Source organism: Methylobacterium sp. 13MFTsu3.1M2 (genome assembly GCF_900112625.1).
Classification (GTDB): Bacteria; Pseudomonadota; Alphaproteobacteria; order Rhizobiales; family Beijerinckiaceae; genus Methylobacterium.
The window spans coordinates 33,702-52,903 of record NZ_FOMM01000023.1 but is presented as its reverse complement, the minus strand read 5'-3'; the positions used below and the strand labels follow the sequence as shown (position 1 = coordinate 52,903).

17 protein-coding genes are annotated in these 19,202 nt (G+C 72.5%); 16 read left to right on the top strand and 1 reads right to left on the bottom strand.

Features of this window, described 5'->3' with window-relative positions; translation table 11 throughout:
- Positions 1 to 2: 2 nt before the first annotated feature.
- The 14 genes from bchB (at position 3) to BM314_RS22040 (ending at position 17,020) form a co-directional block, all read left to right on the top strand.
- Positions 3 to 1,595 carry a ferredoxin:protochlorophyllide reductase (ATP-dependent) subunit B gene (bchB, locus tag BM314_RS22105; RefSeq protein WP_091980224.1) on the top strand — a complete coding sequence of 531 codons (1,593 nt, stop codon included), beginning with the start codon at positions 3 to 5 and terminating at the stop codon, positions 1,593 to 1,595.
- The gene (locus tag BM314_RS22100) at positions 1,570 to 5,274 is read left to right on the top strand and encodes a magnesium chelatase subunit H (protein ID WP_091980222.1); all 3,705 of its coding nucleotides are present in this window, start codon (positions 1,570 to 1,572) and stop codon (positions 5,272 to 5,274) included. The genes bchB and BM314_RS22100 overlap by 26 nt, the downstream gene beginning before the upstream one ends.
- Positions 5,271 to 6,164 (top strand): ferredoxin:protochlorophyllide reductase (ATP-dependent) iron-sulfur ATP-binding protein, encoded by an 894-nt coding sequence (gene bchL, locus BM314_RS22095; RefSeq protein WP_020095252.1) that lies wholly within the window; start codon positions 5,271 to 5,273, stop codon positions 6,162 to 6,164. Before BM314_RS22100 ends, bchL begins: the two co-directional genes overlap by 4 nt.
- A 16-nt stretch (positions 6,165 to 6,180) precedes the next feature.
- Positions 6,181 to 6,930: a magnesium protoporphyrin IX methyltransferase gene (bchM, locus tag BM314_RS22090; RefSeq protein ID WP_091980221.1), complete on the top strand. Its 750-nt coding sequence runs from the start codon at positions 6,181 to 6,183 to the stop codon at positions 6,928 to 6,930.
- Complete coding sequence (locus tag BM314_RS22085) at positions 6,927 to 8,354, top strand: BCD family MFS transporter (protein WP_020095254.1); 1,428 nt, start codon at positions 6,927 to 6,929, stop codon at positions 8,352 to 8,354. The genes bchM and BM314_RS22085 overlap by 4 nt, the downstream gene beginning before the upstream one ends.
- Positions 8,355 to 8,372: 18 nt before the next feature.
- Positions 8,373 to 9,152, top strand: a complete 780-nt coding sequence (puhA, locus tag BM314_RS22080) for a photosynthetic reaction center subunit H (protein ID WP_020095255.1) — start codon at positions 8,373 to 8,375, stop codon at positions 9,150 to 9,152.
- A complete protein-coding gene (puhB, locus tag BM314_RS22075) occupies positions 9,149 to 9,799 on the top strand; it encodes a photosynthetic complex putative assembly protein PuhB (RefSeq protein ID WP_091980219.1) in 651 nt (216 codons plus the stop codon). Before puhA ends, puhB begins: the two co-directional genes overlap by 4 nt.
- An 11-nt stretch (positions 9,800 to 9,810) precedes the next feature.
- Positions 9,811 to 10,305 (top strand): photosynthetic complex assembly protein PuhC, encoded by a 495-nt coding sequence (gene puhC / locus BM314_RS22070; RefSeq protein WP_091980217.1) that lies wholly within the window; start codon positions 9,811 to 9,813, stop codon positions 10,303 to 10,305.
- A complete protein-coding gene (locus BM314_RS22065) occupies positions 10,305 to 10,601 on the top strand; it encodes a hypothetical protein (protein WP_020095258.1) in 297 nt (98 codons plus the stop codon). Before puhC ends, BM314_RS22065 begins: the two co-directional genes overlap by 1 nt.
- On the top strand, positions 10,598 to 11,686 hold the full coding sequence (acsF, locus tag BM314_RS22060) for a magnesium-protoporphyrin IX monomethyl ester (oxidative) cyclase (RefSeq protein WP_091682489.1): 1,089 nt from the start codon (positions 10,598 to 10,600) through the stop codon (positions 11,684 to 11,686). Before BM314_RS22065 ends, acsF begins: the two co-directional genes overlap by 4 nt.
- Before the next feature lies 1 nt (position 11,687).
- Positions 11,688 to 12,482, top strand: a complete 795-nt coding sequence (puhE, locus tag BM314_RS22055) for a putative photosynthetic complex assembly protein PuhE (RefSeq protein WP_091682487.1) — start codon at positions 11,688 to 11,690, stop codon at positions 12,480 to 12,482.
- 112 nt (positions 12,483 to 12,594) lie between these two features.
- On the top strand, positions 12,595 to 13,812 hold the full coding sequence (hemA, locus tag BM314_RS22050) for a 5-aminolevulinate synthase (RefSeq protein WP_020095261.1): 1,218 nt from the start codon (positions 12,595 to 12,597) through the stop codon (positions 13,810 to 13,812).
- Positions 13,813 to 13,996: 184 nt separating this feature from the next.
- The gene (gene bchI / locus BM314_RS22045; protein ID WP_091980216.1) at positions 13,997 to 15,013 is read left to right on the top strand and encodes a magnesium chelatase ATPase subunit I; all 1,017 of its coding nucleotides are present in this window, start codon (positions 13,997 to 13,999) and stop codon (positions 15,011 to 15,013) included.
- Between the two features lie 318 nt (positions 15,014 to 15,331).
- Complete coding sequence (locus BM314_RS22040; RefSeq protein ID WP_091980214.1) at positions 15,332 to 17,020, top strand: magnesium chelatase subunit D; 1,689 nt, start codon at positions 15,332 to 15,334, stop codon at positions 17,018 to 17,020.
- 31 nt (positions 17,021 to 17,051) lie between these two features.
- Here the strand turns inward: BM314_RS22040 and BM314_RS30715 are convergent, their stop codons facing one another.
- Positions 17,052 to 17,198: a hypothetical protein gene (locus tag BM314_RS30715; RefSeq protein WP_020095264.1), complete on the bottom strand. Its 147-nt coding sequence runs from the start codon at positions 17,196 to 17,198 to the stop codon at positions 17,052 to 17,054.
- 210 nt (positions 17,199 to 17,408) lie between these two features.
- On the opposite strand from BM314_RS30715, the gene bchO reads away from it, so the two are divergent.
- Both bchO and BM314_RS22030 read left to right on the top strand, forming a co-directional pair.
- Positions 17,409 to 18,317, top strand: a complete 909-nt coding sequence (bchO, locus tag BM314_RS22035) for an alpha/beta fold hydrolase BchO (protein WP_091980212.1) — start codon at positions 17,409 to 17,411, stop codon at positions 18,315 to 18,317.
- A gap of 83 nt (positions 18,318 to 18,400) precedes the next feature.
- Positions 18,401 to 19,186, top strand: coding sequence for a gamma-glutamyl-gamma-aminobutyrate hydrolase family protein (locus BM314_RS22030; protein ID WP_091980210.1), 786 nt, complete (start codon positions 18,401 to 18,403; stop codon positions 19,184 to 19,186).
- Positions 19,187 to 19,202 lie beyond the last annotated feature (16 nt).

The window sequence follows — 19,202 nt, the reverse complement described above, 5'->3', positions numbered from 1 at the left end:
CCATGCAGCTCACGCTCTGGACCTACGAGGGCCCCCCTCACATCGGCGCGATGCGCGTCGCCACGGCGATGTCTGGGCTGCACTACGTCCTGCACGCGCCACAGGGCGACACCTACGCCGACCTGCTGTTCACGATGATCGAGCGGCGGGACGCCCGCCCGCCCGTGACCTACACGACCTTCCGGGCTCAGGATCTCGGCCGCGACACCGCCGAGCTGTTCAAGCAGGCGGTCTCGGCCGCCCATGCGCGGTTCCAGCCGCAGGCGATGATCGTCGGCGCCTCCTGCACCGCCGAGCTGATCCAGGACGATCCGGGCGGCCTCGCCAAGGCGCTGGACCTGCCGATCCCGGTGATCCCGCTGGAGCTGCCCGCCTACCAGAAGAAGGAGAACTGGGGCGCGTCGGAGACCTTCTACCGGCTGGTCCGCGCGCTCGCCGGGCCGCCGGCCCCGCGCCCCGCGCGGGAGCCCGGGCAGCGCCCGCTGTGCAACATCCTCGGGCCGACGGCGCTCGGCTTCCGCCACCGGGACGACCTGATCGAGATCCGCCGGCTGCTCGACACCCTCGGCATCACGGTGAACGTCGTGGCGCCGCTGGGGGCGACCCCCGCCGATCTCGGCCGGCTCCGGGAGGCCGACTTCAACGTCGTGCTCTATCCCGAGACCGCCCGGTCGGCCGCGGAGTACCTGAAGAAGACTTTCGGGCAGCCGTTCACGCAAACCATCCCGATCGGCGTCGGCGGCACCCGCCGGTTCGTCGAGGAGGTGGCGGGCCTCGCCGGGACCGATCCGGCCCCGGTGCTCGACGGCCCCGGCTCGCGGCTGCCCTGGTACTCTCGCTCGGTCGATTCGACCTACCTCACGGCCAAGCGCGTCTTCGTGTTCGGCGACGCCACCCACGCGATCGGCATCGCCCGGGTCGCCGCCAAGGAACTCGGCTTCACCGTGGTCGGGCTCGGCACCTACGGCCGCGAATTCGCCCGCGAGGTCCGCGCCGAGGCGGCCGAGCACGGCATCGAGGCGCTGATCACCGACGATTACCTCGACGTCGAGGCGGCGATCCGCGCGGCCGCGCCGGAACTGGTGCTCGGCACCCAGATGGAGCGCCACGTCGCGAAGCGGCTCGGCATCCCCTGCGCGGTGATCTCCGCGCCGGTGCACGTCCAGGACTTCCCGGCCCGCTACGCCCCGCAGATGGGGTTCGAGGGCGCCAACGTCCTGTTCGACACCCTGGTCCATCCGTTGATGATGGGCCTCGAAGAGCACCTCCTCGGCATGTTCCGGGAGGATCCCGAATTCCACGACGGCGTCGGCCCCTCGCATCTCGGCGGCAAGTCCTACGGGACTCCGGCGGACGGGGCGTTCGAGGCCGCGGAACGGGCGCCGGCCGACACCCCTCCGACGCCGGCGCCCGTTCCGATTCTTCTGGACCGGGCCGCAGCGTGGTCGCCCGAGGCCGAGAAGGAACTCAAGAAGATCCCGTTCTTCGTGCGGGGCAAGGCGCGCACCAACACCGAGACCTTCGCCCGGGAGCGGCATCTGCCGCTCATCACCGTCGAGACCCTCTACGATGCCAAAGCGCATTTCGGCCGATAGGCCGCCGATCCGCGTCGTCATCGTCACGCTCGACAATCACTTGGCGAGCGCGGTGGAACGGGCGCGCCTGCGCCTCCGGACCGAGATGCCCGGGCTGGTTCTGGGCTTCCACGCGGCGGCCGAATGGGACAACGACCCCGTGACCCTGGAGGCCTGCCGGGCCGACATCGCGCAGGCCGACATCGTGCTCTCGGCCATGCTGTTCATGGACGAGCACGTGCGGGCGATCCTGCCGGCGCTGGCGGCGCGGCGCGACGCCTGCGACGCGATGGTCGGCTGCCTCTCGGCCGGCGAGGTGGTGAAGACCACGAAGCTCGGCCGCTTCGACATGAGCGGCACCAAGCGCAGCGCCCTCGACTTCCTCAAGAAGCTGCGCGGCAAGCCAGGCCAGCAGGGCAATGCCGGACGGCAGATGGCCCTGGTGCGCAAGCTGCCGAAGATCCTGCGCTTCATCCCGGGCTCGGCCCAGGACGTGCGCGCCTATTTCCTCACCCTGCAATACTGGCTCGCGGGCTCGGACGAGAACGTCGCCGCGCTGGTGCGCTTCCTCGTGCACCGCTACGCGGCCGGCGAGCGGGCCGCCTGGCGTGACGGCCCGGCGGCGCCCGCACCCCTCGACTACCCCGAGACCGGCCTCTACCACCCGCGGCTGCCCGGCCGGATCGGCGCCGACCCGTCACGGCTGCCCCGCCTCACGGGCGCGAAGGGCCGCGTCGGCCTCTTGGTGATGCGCAGCTACGTGCTCGCCGGCAACACCGCCCATTACGACGGGGTGATCGCCGCCCTTGAGGCGCAGGGCCTCGACGTCGTGCCGGCCTTCGCCAGCGGCCTCGACAACCGCCCAGCGGTGGATTCCTTCTTCATGAGGGACGGTCGCGCCTGCATCGATGCGCTGGTCTCGCTCACCGGCTTTTCGCTGGTCGGCGGCCCCGCCTACAACGACGCCGCCGCCGCCGAGTCGATGCTGGCCAGGCTCGACGTGCCCTACCTCGCCGCCCAGGCGCTGGAATTCCAGACCCTGGAGCAGTGGGAGGCGGGCGACCGCGGCCTGTCGCCGGTCGAGGCGACCATGATGGTCGCGATCCCCGAACTCGACGGCGCCACCGCCCCGATGGTGTTCGGCGGACGGTCCTCCGCTTCCGGCAGCGACAACGCCCGGGACATGCGGGTCCATCCCGAGCGGGCGGCCCGCCTCGCCGAGCGGGTCGCGCAGCTCGTGTCGCTCCGCCGGACGGCGAAGGCCGAGCGGAAGCTCGCCGTGGTGCTGTTCAACTTCCCGCCCAATGCCGGCGCCACCGGCACGGCCGCGTTCCTGTCGGTCTACGCCTCGCTGCTCAACACCCTGAAGGGCTTGGCGGCGGACGGCTACACGGTCGAGATCCCGGAAGACGTCGATGCCCTGCGCGCGGCGATCTTGGAGGGCAATACCAAACGCTACGGCACCCAGGCCAACGTCCACGCCCGCATCCCGGCCGAGGATCACCTGCGCCGCGAGCCCTACCTCGCCGAGATCGAGGCCCAGTGGGGCCCGGCGCCCGGCCGCCACCAGACCAACGGCGCCGAGATCTTTGTCCTCGGCGCGCAGTTCGGCAACGTCTTCGTCGGGGTCCAGCCCGCCTTCGGCTACGAGGGCGACCCGATGCGGCTGCTGTTCGAGCGCGGCTTCGCGCCGACCCACGCGTTCTCGGCCTTCTACCGCTACCTGCGCGAGGATTTTTCCGCCGACGCCGTGCTGCATTTCGGCACCCACGGGGCGCTCGAATTCATGCCCGGCAAGCAGACCGGCCTGTCCGAATGCTGCTGGCCGGAGCGTCTGATCGGGGCGCTGCCCAACGTCTACCTCTACGCGGCCAACAACCCCTCGGAAGGGACGCTCGCCAAGCGCCGGTCGGCCGCGACGCTGGTGAGCTACCTCACCCCGAGCCTCGCGGCTGCCGGGCTCTACCGTGGGCTGATCGACCTGAAGAGCTCGATCGAGCGCTGGCGCGGCCTCGGCCCCGAGGCGGCGGGCGAGCGCGAGACCCTGGCCCGCCTGATCCAGGACCAGGGCGCGGCGGTCGACCTCGTGGCGGCCGATCCGGCCTGGAGCGGCGATCTGGAGGCGCGGGTCTCCGGCCTCTGGACCGCGCTGCAGGAGCTGGAGCAGACCCTGATCCCGCACGGGTTGCACGTGGTCGGGCAGGGGACGCCGGAAGAGGAGCGGGTCGATCTGCTCCTGGCGCTCGCCGAGTCGGCGCATGGCGTGAAGCCGGAGCGGGCCGGCATCGAAGCGCTCGTCGCCGGCCGGGGCATCGAGGCGGTGCTGAAGGCCTCCGGCTTCTCCGCCGACGAGACCAACCGCGAGATACTCAAGAACCTCGCCGAGACCGACCGGCTGCTGTCCCGCGACCATGAAGTGCCGGCGCTGCTGCGGGCGCTCGACGGCCGCTTCGTGCCGCCGGTGGCGGGCGGCGACATCCTGCGCAACCCGGCCGTGCTGCCGACCGGCCGCAACCTCCACGGCTTCGACCCCTACCGCCTGCCCTCGGCCTTCGCGGTGGCGGACGGCGCCCGGCAGGTCGCCCGGATCCTCGAGCGCTTCGCCGCGGACGGAAAACCCTGCCCGGAGAGCGTCGCCCTGGTCCTGTGGGGCACCGACAACCTCAAGAGCGAGGGCGGCCCGATCGCCCAGGCGCTCGCGCTGATCGGCGCCGCGCCCCGCTTCGACGGCTACGGCCGCCTGAGCGGCGCCCAGTTGATCCCGCTGGAGACCCTCGGCCGCCCGCGGATCGACGCGGTGGTCACCCTGTCCGGCATCTTCCGCGATCTCCTGCCCCTGCAGACGAAGCTCCTGGCGGAAGCCTCCTATCTCGCCGCCACCGCCGACGAGCCCCTGGAGCAGAACTACGTCCGCAAGCACGCCCTCGCCATCCAGGCCGAGCAGGGCTGCGACCTGGAGACGGCGGCGCTCCGGGTCTTCTCCAACGCCGAGGGCGCCTACGGGGCCAACGTCAACCACCTCGTCGATTCGGGGAACTGGGACGACGACGCGGAACTGTGCGAGACCTTCTCGCGCCGCAAGAGTTTCGCCTACGGCCGAACCGGCCGCCCGGCGCCGCAGCGCGCCCTGATGCAGGCGGTGCTGGCCTCCGTCGACATGGCCTACCAGAACCTCGACTCGGTCGAGGTCGGCGTCACCTCCGTCGATCACTACTTCGACGGGCTCGGCGGCATGGGCCGGGCGGTGGCCCGGGCCAAGGGCGAGTCGGTGCCGATCTACATCAGCGACCAGACCCGCGGGGAGGGGCGCGTCCGCTCCCTGGAGGAGCAGGTGGCGCTGGAGACGCGCACCCGGATGCTCAACCCGAAATGGTACGAGGGCCTGCTCGGCCACGGCTACGAGGGCGTCCGCCAGATCGAGACGCATCTCACCAACACGGTCGGCTGGTCGGCCACCGCCAACGCGGTCCAGCCCTGGATCTACGAGCGGATCACCGAGACCTACGTCCTCGACAAGGACATGCGCGAGCGCATGGCCGCCTTGAACCCCACCGCCTCCGCCAAGGTCGCCCAAAGGCTGATCGAGGCGCACCGCCGCGGCTTCTGGACCCCCGACGCAGAGATGCGCGACGCCCTCGACCGGGCCGAGGAGGAGCTGGAGGACCGCCTGGAAGGCGTCACCGCAGGAGTGGCCGCATGAACATCGCGATCCGCAATCCCGTCGTCGCCCGGAAGGAGGAGGGGAGCCTTCAGGTCGCCCTCGACCCCGACCTGAAGATCGAGACCGCCAAGGTCTTCGCGGTCTACGGCAAGGGCGGGATCGGCAAGTCGACCACCTCGTCGAACCTGTCGGTGGCCTTCTCGAAGCTCGGCAAGCGGGTGCTGCAGATCGGCTGCGACCCGAAGCACGACTCGACCTTCACGCTGACCAAGCGCCTCGCCCCCACGGTGATCGACGCCCTGGAGGCCGTGAACTTCCACTCGGAGGAGCTGCGGGTCGAGGATTTCGTGGTCGAGGGCTACAACGGCGTGATGTGCGTCGAGGCCGGCGGCCCGCCCGCCGGCACCGGCTGCGGCGGCTACGTGGTCGGCCAGACCGTGAAGCTCCTCAAGGAGCACCACCTCCTGGAGGACACCGACGTCGTCGTCTTCGACGTGCTCGGCGACGTGGTCTGCGGCGGCTTCGCCTCGCCGCTCCAGCACGCCGACCGGGCGCTGATCGTCACCGCCAACGACTTCGACTCGATCTTCGCGATGAACCGGATCGTCGCGGCGATCCACGCCAAGTCCAAGAACTACGGCGTGCGGCTCGGCGGCGTCATCGCCAACCGCTCGGCCAAGACCGACGAGATCGACCGGTTCAACGACGCGGTCGGCCTGAAGCGCCTCGCCCACTTCCCCGACCTCGACGTGGTCCGGCGCTCGCGGCTCAAGAAGTCGACCCTGTTCGAGATGGATTCGTCGCCCGAGCTCGACGCCGTGACCGCCGAGTACATGCGGCTCGCCGAGACGCTCTGGGCCGGGGGCGAGCCCTGCGAGGCAATCCCCATGAAGGACCGCGACCTGTTCGAGTTCCTCGGTTTCGATTGAGTCTGGAGTTCGACCGATGGCCAGCGCCAGCTACGACGCCCGCCGGGGCGAGCTGACCACCTACTTCGACCGCACCGCGGTCGAGGCGTGGTCGCGCCTGACCTCGGACGCCCCGGTGAGCCGGATCCGCGCCACCGTGCGGGCCGGGCGCGACGCCATGCGGGCGACGCTGCTGTCCTGGCTCCCGGCCGACATGACGGGCTCACGCCTGCTCGATGCCGGCTGCGGCACCGGGGCGCTCAGCGTCGAGGCGGCGCGGCGGGGCGCCGAGGTGGTGGCGATCGACGTCTCGCCGACGCTGATCGGGCTGGCGCAGGAGCGGCTGCCGGCGATCGCGGGCGCGGGGCGCATCGACTTCCGGGTGGGCGACATGCTCGATCCGGCCCTCGGCCGGTTCGACCACGTCGTGGCGATGGATTCGCTGATCCACTACCGCGCCGCCGACATCGCCCGGGCGCTGGCGGTGCTGGGCGCGCGCACGGACGGCTCGGTGCTGTTCACCGTAGCGCCGCGCACGGCGCTCCTGACGGTGATGCACGCGGCCGGAAAGTTCTTCCCGCGCGGCGATCGCTCGCCCGCCATCGTGCCGGTGACCGAGGGCGGGCTGCGGCGGCGGATCGCCTCGGAGAAGGCCCTCGACGGCTTCGCCTGGGCGCGGTCGCACCGGATCAACAGCGGATTCTACCTGTCGAACGCGGTGGCGCTGACGCGCACCCTGCCTCGCCGCGCGGATGGTCGGCCAATGACACCCGGGGCGCGACCATGACCCCCGCCCGCAAGCTCACCGAGGCCCTGATGCGCCTCGGCCCGGCGCTGCTTCCCTTCGCGGACGCCGCCACCGCCGAGCTGCCGCTGGGGCGGCTGCTCCGCCTCGCCCTGTTCCAGGTCACCGTCGGCATGGCCGCGGTGCTGCTGATCGGCACCCTCAACCGGGTGATGATCGTCGAGCTCGGCGTTCCGGCCTGGATCGTCGCGATGATGCTGGCGCTGCCGCTGGTCTTCGCGCCCCTGCGGGCGCTGGTCGGCTTCCGCTCGGACACCCACCGCTCGGTGCTGGGCTGGCGGCGCGTCCCCTACATCTGGTTCGGCACGCTGCTCCAGTTCGGCGGCCTCGCGATCATGCCGTTCGCCCTGCTGATCCTGTCGGGCGACACGACCGGGCCGCTCTGGGTCGGCAACCTCGCGGCGGCGCTCGCCTTCCTGCTGGTCGGCGCGGGCCTGCACACGACCCAGACCGTCGGGCTGGCGCTCGCCACCGACCTCGCCCCGGCGCACGCGCGCCCGAAGGTGGTGGCGCTGCTCTGCGCGGCGCTCCTGTTCGGCATGATGGCGAGCGCGGTGCTGTTCGGCCTGTTCCTCGCCCATTTCTCACCCGTCCGGCTGATCCAGGTGATCCAGGGCGCGGCGCTGGTCACGATCATCCTCAACGGGTTCGCCCTCTGGAAGCAGGAGCCCCGCGATCCGAACCGGACGCGGACGGCACCGCAGCGCGACTTCCGGTCCTCCTGGCAGGCCTATGCGGGGCAGGGCACCGCCCGGCGACGCCTCGTGGCGATCGGCCTCGGCACGGCGGGCTTCTCCATGCAGGACATCCTGCTCGAACCCTACGGCGGTCAGATCCTGCACCTCTCGGTGGCGGCCACCACGGCGCTGACCGCGCTGCTGGCCGCCGGAGGCGGGCTCGGCCTGCTGGTCGCGGCGCGCTGGCTCGGGCGCGGGGGCGACCCGTTCCGCGTCTCCGCGGTGGGCGTCGGGATCGGGATCCTGGCCTTCTCGGCGGTGGTCTTCGCCGCCCCGCTCGCCTCGGCCGACCTGTTCGCCGCGGGCGTGAGCCTGATCGGCCTCGGCGGCGGCCTGTTCGCCCACGGCACGCTCACCGCCTCGATGAACCGCGCCGGCCCCGAGGATACCGGGCTCGCCCTCGGTGCCTGGGGCGCCGTGCAGGCGACCGCGGCCGGGCTGTCGATCGCGGCGAGCGGCCTCGTGCGCGACGTCGGCGGCGCCATCGCCCAGTCGGGGGTGCTCGGCGAGGGCATGAACGAGCCCGCCATCGGCTACCTCATCGTCTACCACATCGAGATCGCCCTGCTGTTCGCGGCGCTGCTCGCGCTCGGACCGCTGGTGCGTGAGGACGCCCGGATACGAGTTCGAGACAGCATCACCGACGGCCTCGCCGGCCGCACAGCCTGAGACTTGGGGAGGACAGCCATGCCAACCGGCGCACTTACGGGTTACGTCGACGTCGCCCAGGTCGTACTCTACGCGTTCTTCCTCTTCTTCGCGGGGCTGGTCTTCTGGCTGCGCCGGGAGGACCGGCGCGAGGGCTACCCGCTGGAGAACGAGACGGTCGGCCGCCGCAAGGCGGACGACCCGATCCTGATCCCCCGGTCCAAGGCGTTCCATCTGCCGGGCGGCGAGACGACCTACGCGCCGCAGGCGGTTCATGGCCGGGACGACATCGAGACCGGGATCCCGGCCCGCAAGGTCGAACCCTGGCCGGGCGCCCCCTACGAGCGCACGGAGACGTCGCTCCAGGCCGGAGTAGGCCCGGGCTCCTGGGTGCTGCGGCACGACGTGCACGACCGGACCTGGGACGACGAGATCCGCATCGTGCCCCTGCGGGTGGCGAAGAACTTCGTCATCCACGAGGACGGCCCGAACCCGATCGGCATGACGGTGTTTGGCACCGACAACGCGGTCGCGGGCGTGATCAGCGACGTCTGGGTCGACCGCGGCGAGTCGCTGATCCGCTACTACGAGGTCGAGCTCCCGACGGGCGGGCGCCGGCTGATGCCGACCACATTCTGCCGGGCCGGCGGCTTCACCAAGACGGTGACGACCGAGGCTCTGCTCGCGAGCCAGTTCGCCGACATCCCCAGCACCCGCGATCCCGACAGCGTGACCTTCCTGGAGGAGGAGCGGATCATCTCGTATTTCGGCGCCGGCACGCTCTACGCGACGCCGGCCCGGGCGGAGCCCCTGATATGAGCGGCGACTTCCTCCCCGAGGGCACCCTGCGGGGTCTGCCCGGCCCGCTGCCGGCGGGCGAGCGCATCCTCTGGCAGGGTGCGCCGACGACCGCGGGCCTGCTGGTTCGGGTGTTCCACGCCCGCTTGGTGATCGCGTGGTTCTCGGTCTGCGCCGTGGCCTTCGGCCTCGCGGCGGGCTCGCCCGCGGCGGCGATCAAGGTGGTGGCGCCGACCCTGGTGATCGGCGCCGGCGCCGTCGCGCTGCTCTGGCTGCTCGCCTGGCTCACACACCGGACGACGCTCTACACGGTGACCAACCGCCGCGTCGTGCTGCAGGCCGGCATCGCCCTGCCGGTGACCCACAACCTGCCCTTCGCGCAGATCGAGACGGCGGCCCTGCGGGCCTTCACGGATGGCAGCGGCGACCTGCCGCTGCGGTTGCGGCTGGGCCTCCGGATCGCCTACCTTCACATCTGGCCGCATGTCCGGCCCTGGCATCTCGCCCGGACCGAGCCCATGCTGCGCTCGGTGCCGGACGCGGACGCCGCGGCGGCGCTGCTGGCACGCGCCCTCGAGGCCCATGCCGACGGCACCGCGCCGCCGGTTCGGGTGGCGCGTCTCGGCCGAGCGGACGAGAATCCCGGCCGCCTCGTCGCGGCCGAATAGGGAGGGGCACGATGGGCGAGCGGGCGGAGGGCGCCAGCCGGGCCATGGCGGTCGCGGGACCGGCACCGGCGCTGCTGATGATCGGCGCCGGCGCGCTGATGGGCTTCACCATGCTGGCGGTCCTGATCGGCCGGAGCGAGAAGGTCGGCCTCGTCGCCCTGCCGCCCGCCAAGGTGGTGGAGCGCCTCGAGTTCCGCGCCGAGGATCAGGTCGACGGCTCGATCGCCCTGCGGGACGTCGCCGACCGGCACATCGTCGCCTGGATCCGTCCCGGCGAGGACGGGTTCCTGCGCGGGACCCTGCGGGGCCTCGCCCAGGCCCGCCAGCGGGAGGGCCTCGGCCCCGAGAAGCCCTTCAGCCTGACCCGCTACGACGACGGCCGCCTCGCGCTGGCCGACGAGGCCACCGGCCGCCGGGTGCCCCTGGAGGCCTTCGGGCCGACCAATGCCTGGGCCTTCGCGCGGCTGATGCCCGCGCCGGGCGCCCCCGCCGCGGAGACGCGGTGATGGGCCTGTTCGGCAGCCGCACCGTCACCGTGCCCTGCACGGTGGAGATCGAGCAGACGCCCGAGAGCCTGCACGCGCACGTGACCCTCGATGCCGGCTTCGAGATCGAGCCCGGCGACGAGGTCCAGGTCCACGACGCGCCGACCTCGGTGCCCTACGGCGAGCGCCTCACCGTGCGGCGCACCGCCACCGTGACGCGGGCCGGCGCGCTGGAGCGGGCCTGGACCAAGCTCATCGCGCATCTCGAGCTGACCGAACTCTACGAGGTCAGCTTTTCCGAGAGGAGGAAGCTGTGAACGCACCCGTCCCGCCACCCTCCGGCCAGCCCGTCCCGAAGACGCCGATCAATGAATCGACCCGCTCGGCGCAGGAGACGACCTTCCTCAGCCCGCGCTTCTACACGACCGATTTCGACGAGCTCGACCGCACGAACGTCGAGCCGGTGCGGCGCGACTGGGACATCCTGATCGCCGAGCTGCGCTCCGACCCGAACAAGCGCCACTTCACCCGCAACGAGGAATTCGACTGCGACCTGTCGAAGATGGAGCCGGAGCTGCGGAAGGAGTTCCTGGACTTCCTCGTGTCGTCCATCACGGCGGAGTTCTCCGGCTGCGTCCTCTACGCCGAGATGCGCAAGCGGGCGAAGAACAAGGACATCAAGGAGCTGTTCGGCTTCATGAGCCGGGATGAAGCCCGCCACGCCGGCTTCATCAACGACACGCTCAAGGATTTCGGCATCGGCGTAGACCTGGGCTTCCTCACCAAGTCCAAGAAGTACACGTTCTTCCGGCCGAAATTCATCTTCTACGCCACCTACCTGTCCGAGAAGATCGGCTACGCCCGCTACATCACGATCTTCCGCGAGCTGGAGCGGCACCCGGAGCGGCGCATCCACCCGATCTTCAAGTGGTTCGAGCTGTGGTGCAACGACGAGTTCCGCCACGGCGAGGCCTTCGCGCTGCTGATGCGCGCCAACCCGAAGCTGACGAGCGGCGTGAACCGCTATTGGATCCGGTTCTTCCTGCTCGCCGTCTTCGCCACGATGTACGTGCGCGACCATCACCGCCCGGCCTTCCACGCGGCGCTCGGCGTCGATCCCAGCGACTACGACTTCAAGGTCTTCCGGATCACCTCGGAGATCTCCCGCCAGACCTTCCCGCTGGAACTCGATATCGACAATCCGAAGTTCAAGGCGGGCCTCGACCGGCTGCTCGCCTGCTCCCGGGCGATCGCCGACGCCAAGGCGCGGGGCGGCCTCGTCGGCAAGGCCCTGCAGGGATTCCACGCCGCGCGCGCGGCCGTGACCTTCGCGCGGCTCTATCTCCTGCCCGTCAAGGCCAACGCCCTGCCGGCCGATATCCGCCTCCAGCCGGTCTGGTAGCATGGGGACCTACGCCGCCCCGGTCCTGTACGCGGTCCTGCTCTGGTGGTTCTCCACCGGGCTGATCCTGCTGCTCGACCACGCCCCGCGGCGGACGCATCCGTGGAGCATGGCCGGGGCGACCCTCCTGCTCGCCGGCGCCCTGGTGGCGATCCGGTCCAGCGCCGCCGACACGAGCGCCACGGGGGCCTACACGGCCTTCACGGCGGCGCTCGTCGTCTGGGGCTGGCAGGAGATGAGCTACTACATGGGCTTCCTGTCGGGCCCGCGGCCCGTCGCCTGCGCGCCGGGTGTGCGCGGGCTCGACCGGTTCTTCGCCGCGCTCGCCACCAGCCTGTGGCACGAATTCGCCATCGTGGTCGGCGGCCTCGCGATCCTGGCGCTGGTCTGGGGCAGCCCCAACCGCTTCGCCCTGTGGACCTACGGCACGCTGGTGGTGATGAACCTGTCGGCGCGGCTCAACCTGTTCCTGGGGGTGCGCAACCTCCACGCCGAGTTCCTGCCGGACCATCTCGGCTACCTCGCCTGCTACCTGTCCCGGAAGCCGATGAACCTGCTGTTCCCGGTCTCGGTGAGCCTCGGGACCATCGCGGCGGCCCTGCTCGGGCGCGCGGCGCTCGGCGCCGACCTGCTGGAGCACGAGCTGATCGGCTTCACGGTCCTGGCGACGCTGACCGCGCTCGCCACCCTGGAGCACTGGTTCCTGATGCTGCCGCTGCCCTCGGCGGAGCTGTGGCGCTGGAGCCTGCCGGCCCGGGCGCCCGGGGAAGCGGCCGGGCCGCCGGACCACGTGTAGGCCGAGGGATCACGAGCGGGCGACGCACGTCCACCAATCTGGAACTGGTCTTGTGCGAAGTCCGGTGTCACAGGCGGGATCAACCCGCAGGATTTGTTCGGGGAGAGGCGACATGGATTACGAGACCTTCTTCGGGGCTGAGATCGCCGGGCTCCACCGCGAGGGCCGCTACCGGGTCTTCACCGACCTCGAGCGCCACGCGGGCAACTTCCCGCACGCCACCCACCACCACGCGGCGGGCACCCGGCCCGTGACGGTCTGGTGCTCCAACGACTATCTCGGCATGGGCCAGCACCCGACCGTCACGGGGGCGATGCACGAGGCGATCGACCGCTGCGGCGCGGGCGCCGGCGGCACCCGCAACATCTCGGGCACCAACCACTACCACGTGCTGCTGGAGCGCGAGCTCGCCGACCTCCACGGCAAGGAGGCGGCCCTGCTGTTCACCTCCGGCTACGTGTCGAACTGGGCGGCGCTGGGAACCCTCGCGTCGCGCCTGCCGAACTGCGCGGTCTTCTCCGATTCCGAGAACCACGCCTCGATGATCGAGGGGATCCGGTTCTCGCGGGCCGAGCGCCACATCTTCCGCCACAACGACCCGGAGGACCTGAACCGCAAGCTCGCGCTGGTCGATCCCGCCCGGCCGAAGCTGGTGGCCTTCGAGTCGGTCTACTCGATGGACGGCGACATCGCGCCGATCGCCGAGATCTGCGACGTGGCCGAGGCCCACGGGGCGCTGACCTACCTGGACGAGGTCCACGCGGTCGGCCTCTACGGCGCCCGCGGCGGCGGCATCTCGGAGCGGGACGGCGTCGCCCACCGGCTGGACGTGATCGAGGGCACGCTCGGCAAGGCCTTCGCGGTGCACGGCGGCTACATCACGGCGTCGGAAAAACTCTGCGACTTCGTGCGCAGCTTCGCGTCGGGCTTCATCTTCACGACCTCGCTGCCCCCGGCCGTCGCGGCGGGCGCGGCGGCGTCGATCCGCCACCTCAAGGAGAGCGGCGTCGAGCGGGCCCGGCACCAGGAGCGGGTGGCGAAGGTCCGGCAGGCGCTGGAGGCCGCCGACATCCCGACCATGCCGAACGACAGCCACATCGTGCCGGTGATGGTCTGCGATCCGGTGCTCTGCAAGGGGATCTCCGACACCCTGCTCGACGAGTTCGGCATCTACGTGCAGCCGATCAACTACCCGACGGTCGCCCGCGGCACCGAGCGCCTGCGGATCACCCCGTCGCCGCTGCACACCGACGCCGACATCGCCCATCTGGTCGAGGCGCTCACCACGATCTGGGGCCGGATCGGGCTCCGGCAGAAGGCGGCGGAGTAAGCGCGGGCGGGGGTTCCCTTCTCCCACCTTCGCCCTCATCCTGAGGTGCCCGCGTCAGCGGGCCTCGAAGGAGGCCTCCAGCCATCGCACGTCTTCTGGAGACCTCCTTCGAGGCCTCCGCTGCGCTGCGGCACCTCAGGATGAGGGGGTTGGGTTGGATGCCCCCGCAGCATCGAGTCATCGCGTGCCCACCTTCCCCTTCTCGGCCATCGTCGGCCAGGACGAGATGCGCCAGGCGCTGCTGATCGCGGCGGTGGACCCGGCGGTCGGCGGCGTGCTGGTCTTCGGCGACCGCGGCACCGGCAAGTCCACGGCGATCCGGGCGCTGGCCGCCCTGCTGCCGCCGATGCGGGCGGTGGTCGGCTGCCCGTACAATTGCGATCCCGAAAGTCCCGCAGAAGCCTGTCCGCACTGCGCGAGCCTGCCGGGCGCGCGGAGAAAGTCCGAGAAAAAACCGGTGCCGGTGGTGGACCTGCCGCTGGGCGCCACCGAGGACCGGGTGGTCGGCACCCTCGACCTGGAGCGGGCGCTCGGCGCCGGCGTGAAGGCCTTCGAGCCGGGGCTGCTGGCCCGGGCCAACCGCGGCTTCCTCTACATCGACGAGGTCAACCTCCTCGAGGACCACCTCGTGGACCTCCTGCTCGACGTGGCGGCCTCCGGCGTCAACACGGTCGAGCGCGAGGGCCTGTCGCTCCGCCACCCGGCGCGGTTCGTCCTCGTCGGCTCCGGCAACCCGGAGGAGGGGGAGCTGCGGCCGCAGCTCCTCGACCGGTTCGGGCTCGCCTGCGAGGTCGCGACGCCGAGGGACATCCCCACCCGCATCGCGGTGGTGCGGGCCCGCGACGCCTACGAGCGCGACCCGGAGGGGTTCTGTGCTGCCCGTGAAGGCGAAGAGCGAAAGATTCAAAAAAGAATCCTGCTGGCACGGGAGCGCCTGCCATCGGTCACCGTGCCGGATGCCGCCCTGGAGCGCGCGGCGCGGCTCTGCCTCGCCCTCGGAACGGATGGCTTGCGCGGGGAACTGACCCTGATGCGCACGGCCCGGGCGCTCGCGGCGCTCGACGGCGCCGCGATGGTCACCGACGATCACCTCCGGCGCATCGCCCCGGCCGCCCTGCGCCACCGGCTGCGGCGCAACCCGCTCGACGAATCCGGATCCACCGCCCGGGTGGAGCGGGCGCTGGCGGAGGTCTTCGCGTGACGGCGCCGCTGCGCGCGCCCCGACCGCGAGGGCGTTCATCGCGCGGCTCCGGCCGAGTCGGCGCGGAACGGAGCGCGGGGCCCCTCTCCCGTGCGGGCGCGGGACAGGGTGGAGGACGGGGACCGGCCGGACGAGGCTCGGCCCGAACGCGTCGCGCGCGTCTGCTCAGTCCTGGAACTCCGCATCCCGCACCCCGACCCTCTCCCGCCCGGGAGAGGGGGCCGGTCGCGCTCCGTCGCCCGCGTCGCGGTCCGATGGACGTGTCTGACCCTCGGCACCCGCTCGGGAGCGGGGCCCTGTCGCGCCCCGCTCGAGCCGATGCCTGAACATCGCCGTCCCGCAGAGCAGGGAGGGACACCGACCTGCGCCTGGGCCGATGCCCGCCTGGCCGCCCGGCTTCTCGCCGCGGACCCGCACGGGCTCGGCGGCGCGGTGCTGCGGGCCCCCGCCGGGCCCGTGCGCGAGCGCTGGCTCGACAGCGTGCGGGCGGCGCTGCCCCCGGGAACGCCCTGGCGGCGCCTGCCGCCCGGCATCGGCGACGACGGCCTGCTCGGCGGCCTGGATCTCGCCGCGACCCTGGCGGCGGGCCGCCCCGTCGCGCGGGCCGGCCTGCTGGCGGAGGCCGATGGCGGGATCGTCGTCGTCCCCATGGCCGAGCGTCTGCCGCCGGGCACCGCGTCGCGGCTCGCCGCCGCCCTCGACACCGGCACGGTCTCGGACCGCGGCGCCCGGTTCGGCCTGATCCTCCTCGACGAGGGCGTGGCGGACGAGACGGTCGCCGAGGCGCTGGCCGATCGCCTCGCCTTCCGGCTGGACCTGAGCGGGCTCGGCCTCGCGGACACCGCGGCGGCCGAGCCGGAGCCCGCCCCGGGCGCGCCGGAGCCCGACCCGGTCGGGAGCCTCTGCGCCCTGGCCGAGGCCTTCGGGATCGCGTCGCTGCGCGGTCCGATCCTGGCGGCGCGCGTGGCGCGCGCCCTCGCGGGAGACGGGCCGATCGGCCAGGGGGCGATCGTGGCGGCCGGGCGCCTCGTCCTGGCACCGCGGGCGACGCGCCTGCCCGCACCGGAGCAGCCCGCCCCCGAGACCGCGGAGGCGCCGGCGGAGCCGCCCGAGCCGAACGACGCGGAGGAGGCGTCGGGTCCGGCCGCAGAGGCGCCCGACGACGTCGTGCTGGAGGCGGTGCGCGCCGCGATCCCGCCGAACCTCCTCGACCAGCTTCTGGCGGGCGCGCAGCGTCTCCCGGCCGCGAAGGCCGGCCGGGTCGGGCAGGCGGCCTCGGCCCGCACCGGCCGCCCCGTGGGCAGCCGGCGGGGCGACCCGCGGCGGGGACGGCTCGACCTGCTCGCCACCCTGCGGGCGGCGGCGCCCTGGCAGGCCATCCGCAGAGTAGAGGGGGAGACGCGCCGCATCGTGGTGCGGCGGGACGATCTGCGGATCCGGATCCTCAAGCAGCGGACCGAGACCACCACGGTGTTCTGCGTGGACGCCTCGGGCTCGGCCGCCCTGGAGCGGCTGGCGGAGGCCAAGGGCGCGGTCGAGCTGCTGCTGGCGGAGGCCTATGTCCGGCGGGACCGGGTGGCGCTGGTGGCGTTCCGCGGCACCGGCGCGGATCTCGTTCTGCCGCCGACCCGGTCGCTCACCCGCGCCAAGCGCGGGCTCTCGGGACTGCCGGGCGGGGGCGGGACGCCGCTCGCGGCGGGGATCGACGCCGCGGTCGCGGTGGCTCTGGGCGTGCGCCGCGGCGGCAGCCGGCCGGCGATCGTGCTGCTGACCGACGGGCGCGCCAACGTCGCGCGGTCGGGGGAGGGGGGACGGGCCCGGGCGGGCGCGGAGGCGCTGCAGGCGGCCCGAGCCCTGCGTGCGGCCGGGCTGCCGGCCCTCGTGGTCGATACCGGCACGCGGGGCGACGAGGCCCGTTCTGTGGCGGACGCGATGGGCGCCCGCTACCTGAAGCTGCCCCGGGCCGCGGCCGGTCAGCTCAGCGCGGCGGTGCGGGCGGCGCTCTGAGCGCCGCGCCCGTCACCCCCGCGACAGGGTGTCAGAGGTCGCCGCCGATGCCGCTGTCGGCGAGGCGCTGGTGGTGGGCGAGCCAGGAGCTCAGCATCTCGCGGACGATGGCCTTGAGGCTCCAGCCGCCGGAGACCGGAGCGGCGATGTTCTGGGTCGAGGAGGTGAAGAGGATCATGACCTTCTCCGGAGTTGGTGGACGCGTCTTGTTCTTGCTCGCCCGAGATATGCCGTTGCTGTTGCAGCGCAGCAATCGGTCTCCGCTCACCGGTGGCATGCGGCCGCCGCATAGGATTGTTCAGTGTTACGAAATACTTCCGGCCATGAACGATAGCGCCGCCGTCGCCCCCGGATCGTCCGGCCATGCCGCAGTGCAGGATACGCGCGCATGCTGACTGGCTTCGACGCGGACCGGCCCGACTGGGCCGTGGAGGGCCGGGACTGGCCCCATCGGGAGGCCAGCCGCTTCGTGGAGGCGGCCGGCCTCCGCTGGCACGTCCAGGAATACGGGTCTCCGGACGCCCCGACGCTGCTGCTCCTGCACGGGACCGGGGCGGCCACGCATTCGTGGCGCGGGCTGGCGCCGCTCCTCGCGCGCGACTTCTCCGTGATCGCCCCGGACCTGCCGGGCCACGGCTTCACGGACCCGCTGCCCGACGCCGACCTGTCGCTGCCCGGCATGGCCCGGGCCGTGGCGGGCCTCGTTGCGGCGCTCGGCCGGCAGCCGGTCCTGGCGGCGGGCCACTCGGCCGGCGCCGCCGTCCTCGCGCGGATGTGCCTCGACGGCACCATCGCGCCCCGGCTGCTGGCGGCCTTCAACGGCGCTCTCGCGCCGCTGCCGGGGGCGGCGAACCTGCTGTTCCCCAGCATGGCGCGCCTCCTGTTCCTCAACCCCTTCACCCCCCGGATCTTCGCCTGGACGGCGGACCGGTCCGCGGCCAAGCGCCTGATCGAGGGGACCGGCTCGCGCCTCGACCCGGAGGGGGTCGACCTCTACCGGCGGCTCTTCGCCCGGGCCGGCCATGTCCGCGGGGCGCTGGGCATGATGGCGAACTGGGATCTCGCCGGGCTGCACCGGGCGCTGCCCGGCCTCGCCACCCGGACGCTGCTGATCGTCGGCGGCGACGACAAGGCCATCCTGCCGGACACCGCCTTCGCCCTGCGCGACCGCATGCCCGACGCCCGCGTCCGCCTGATCCGGGGGCTGGGCCACCTCGCCCACGAGGAGGCGCCGGAGCGCGTGGCCGAGGTGCTCCGCGCCGAGGCTTCGGACGCGGGCGTTCTGTCGCCGCCGTGAGCCGGACGGGACTGGCGCCGGCCTTGCGTGGGTCGTAGAGCCTGCCGCGGCGGGCAGGGCAGGATCGAGGAGCGGCCGGAACGATGGCGAGACCCGTGATCGGCGTCATCGGCAACGCGCGCCTGATCGACAGCCGCTTCCCGGCGCAGATCGTCGGCGAGAACAACATGCGGGCGGTCGCCGCGGTGGCCGGCGCCCTGCCGCTGATGTTCGCCGCCGTCCCGACGATCACCGACCTCGGGGACCTCCTCGACACCGTGGACGGCGTCCTGCTCACGGGAGGTCGCGCCAACGTCCATCCGGCGCGCTTCAACACCGAGCCCTGCGCGGCGCACGAGCCCTACGACGAGGATCGCGACGCCGTGGCGCTGCCCCTGATCGAGGCCTGCGTGGCGGGGGGCGTGCCGCTGTTCGGCATCTGCCGCGGCTTCCAGGAGATGAACGTCGCCTTCGGGGGCAGCCTGCACCCGGAGATCCGCGATCTGCCGGGCCGGCTCAACCACCGCATGCCGCGCCTCGCGAACGGCGAGATCCACCCGGACCTGGAATTGATCTTCGCCGACCGTCACGAGGTCCGGCTGACGCCCGGGGGCGCCTTCGCCCGCCTCCTGGAGCGCGAGACGATCCGAGTGAACTCCCTGCACGGCCAGGGCATCCTGGAGCCGGGCGGCCGGATCGTGATCGAGGGCCTCGCCGAGGATGACACGGTCGAGGCGATCCGCGTCCGCGACGCGGCGGGCTTCGCGCTGGGCGTCCAGTGGCACGCCGAGCACGATCCGGCGACCAACCCGATCAACCGCACGCTGTTCGAGGCCTTCGGGGCCGCGGCGGCGACGCGGCACCGGACGCGGCGGGCCGGCCGGGGATGAGCCGCTCGCGCGCTGG

What these genes read in the sequence shown, in the direction of transcription:
- bchB (WP_091980224.1), top strand. Translation starts at nt 3, where the DNA reads ATGCAGCTCACGCTCTGGACCTACGAGGGCCCCCCTCACATCGGCGCG.
- BM314_RS22100 (WP_091980222.1), top strand. Translation starts at nt 1,570, where the DNA reads ATGCCAAAGCGCATTTCGGCCGATAGGCCGCCGATCCGCGTCGTCATC.
- bchL (WP_020095252.1), top strand. Translation starts at nt 5,271, where the DNA reads ATGAACATCGCGATCCGCAATCCCGTCGTCGCCCGGAAGGAGGAGGGG.
- bchM (WP_091980221.1), top strand. Translation starts at nt 6,181, where the DNA reads ATGGCCAGCGCCAGCTACGACGCCCGCCGGGGCGAGCTGACCACCTAC.
- BM314_RS22085 (WP_020095254.1), top strand. Translation starts at nt 6,927, where the DNA reads ATGACCCCCGCCCGCAAGCTCACCGAGGCCCTGATGCGCCTCGGCCCG.
- puhA (WP_020095255.1), top strand. Translation starts at nt 8,373, where the DNA reads ATGCCAACCGGCGCACTTACGGGTTACGTCGACGTCGCCCAGGTCGTA.
- puhB (WP_091980219.1), top strand. Translation starts at nt 9,149, where the DNA reads ATGAGCGGCGACTTCCTCCCCGAGGGCACCCTGCGGGGTCTGCCCGGC.
- puhC (WP_091980217.1), top strand. Translation starts at nt 9,811, where the DNA reads ATGGGCGAGCGGGCGGAGGGCGCCAGCCGGGCCATGGCGGTCGCGGGA.
- BM314_RS22065 (WP_020095258.1), top strand. Translation starts at nt 10,305, where the DNA reads ATGGGCCTGTTCGGCAGCCGCACCGTCACCGTGCCCTGCACGGTGGAG.
- puhE (WP_091682487.1), top strand. Translation starts at nt 11,688, where the DNA reads ATGGGGACCTACGCCGCCCCGGTCCTGTACGCGGTCCTGCTCTGGTGG.
- hemA (WP_020095261.1), top strand. Translation starts at nt 12,595, where the DNA reads ATGGATTACGAGACCTTCTTCGGGGCTGAGATCGCCGGGCTCCACCGC.
- BM314_RS22040 (WP_091980214.1), top strand. Translation starts at nt 15,332, where the DNA reads ATGCCTGAACATCGCCGTCCCGCAGAGCAGGGAGGGACACCGACCTGC.
- BM314_RS30715 (WP_020095264.1), bottom strand. Translation starts at nt 17,198, where the DNA reads ATGATCCTCTTCACCTCCTCGACCCAGAACATCGCCGCTCCGGTCTCC.
- bchO (WP_091980212.1), top strand. Translation starts at nt 17,409, where the DNA reads ATGCTGACTGGCTTCGACGCGGACCGGCCCGACTGGGCCGTGGAGGGC.
- BM314_RS22030 (WP_091980210.1), top strand. Translation starts at nt 18,401, where the DNA reads ATGGCGAGACCCGTGATCGGCGTCATCGGCAACGCGCGCCTGATCGAC.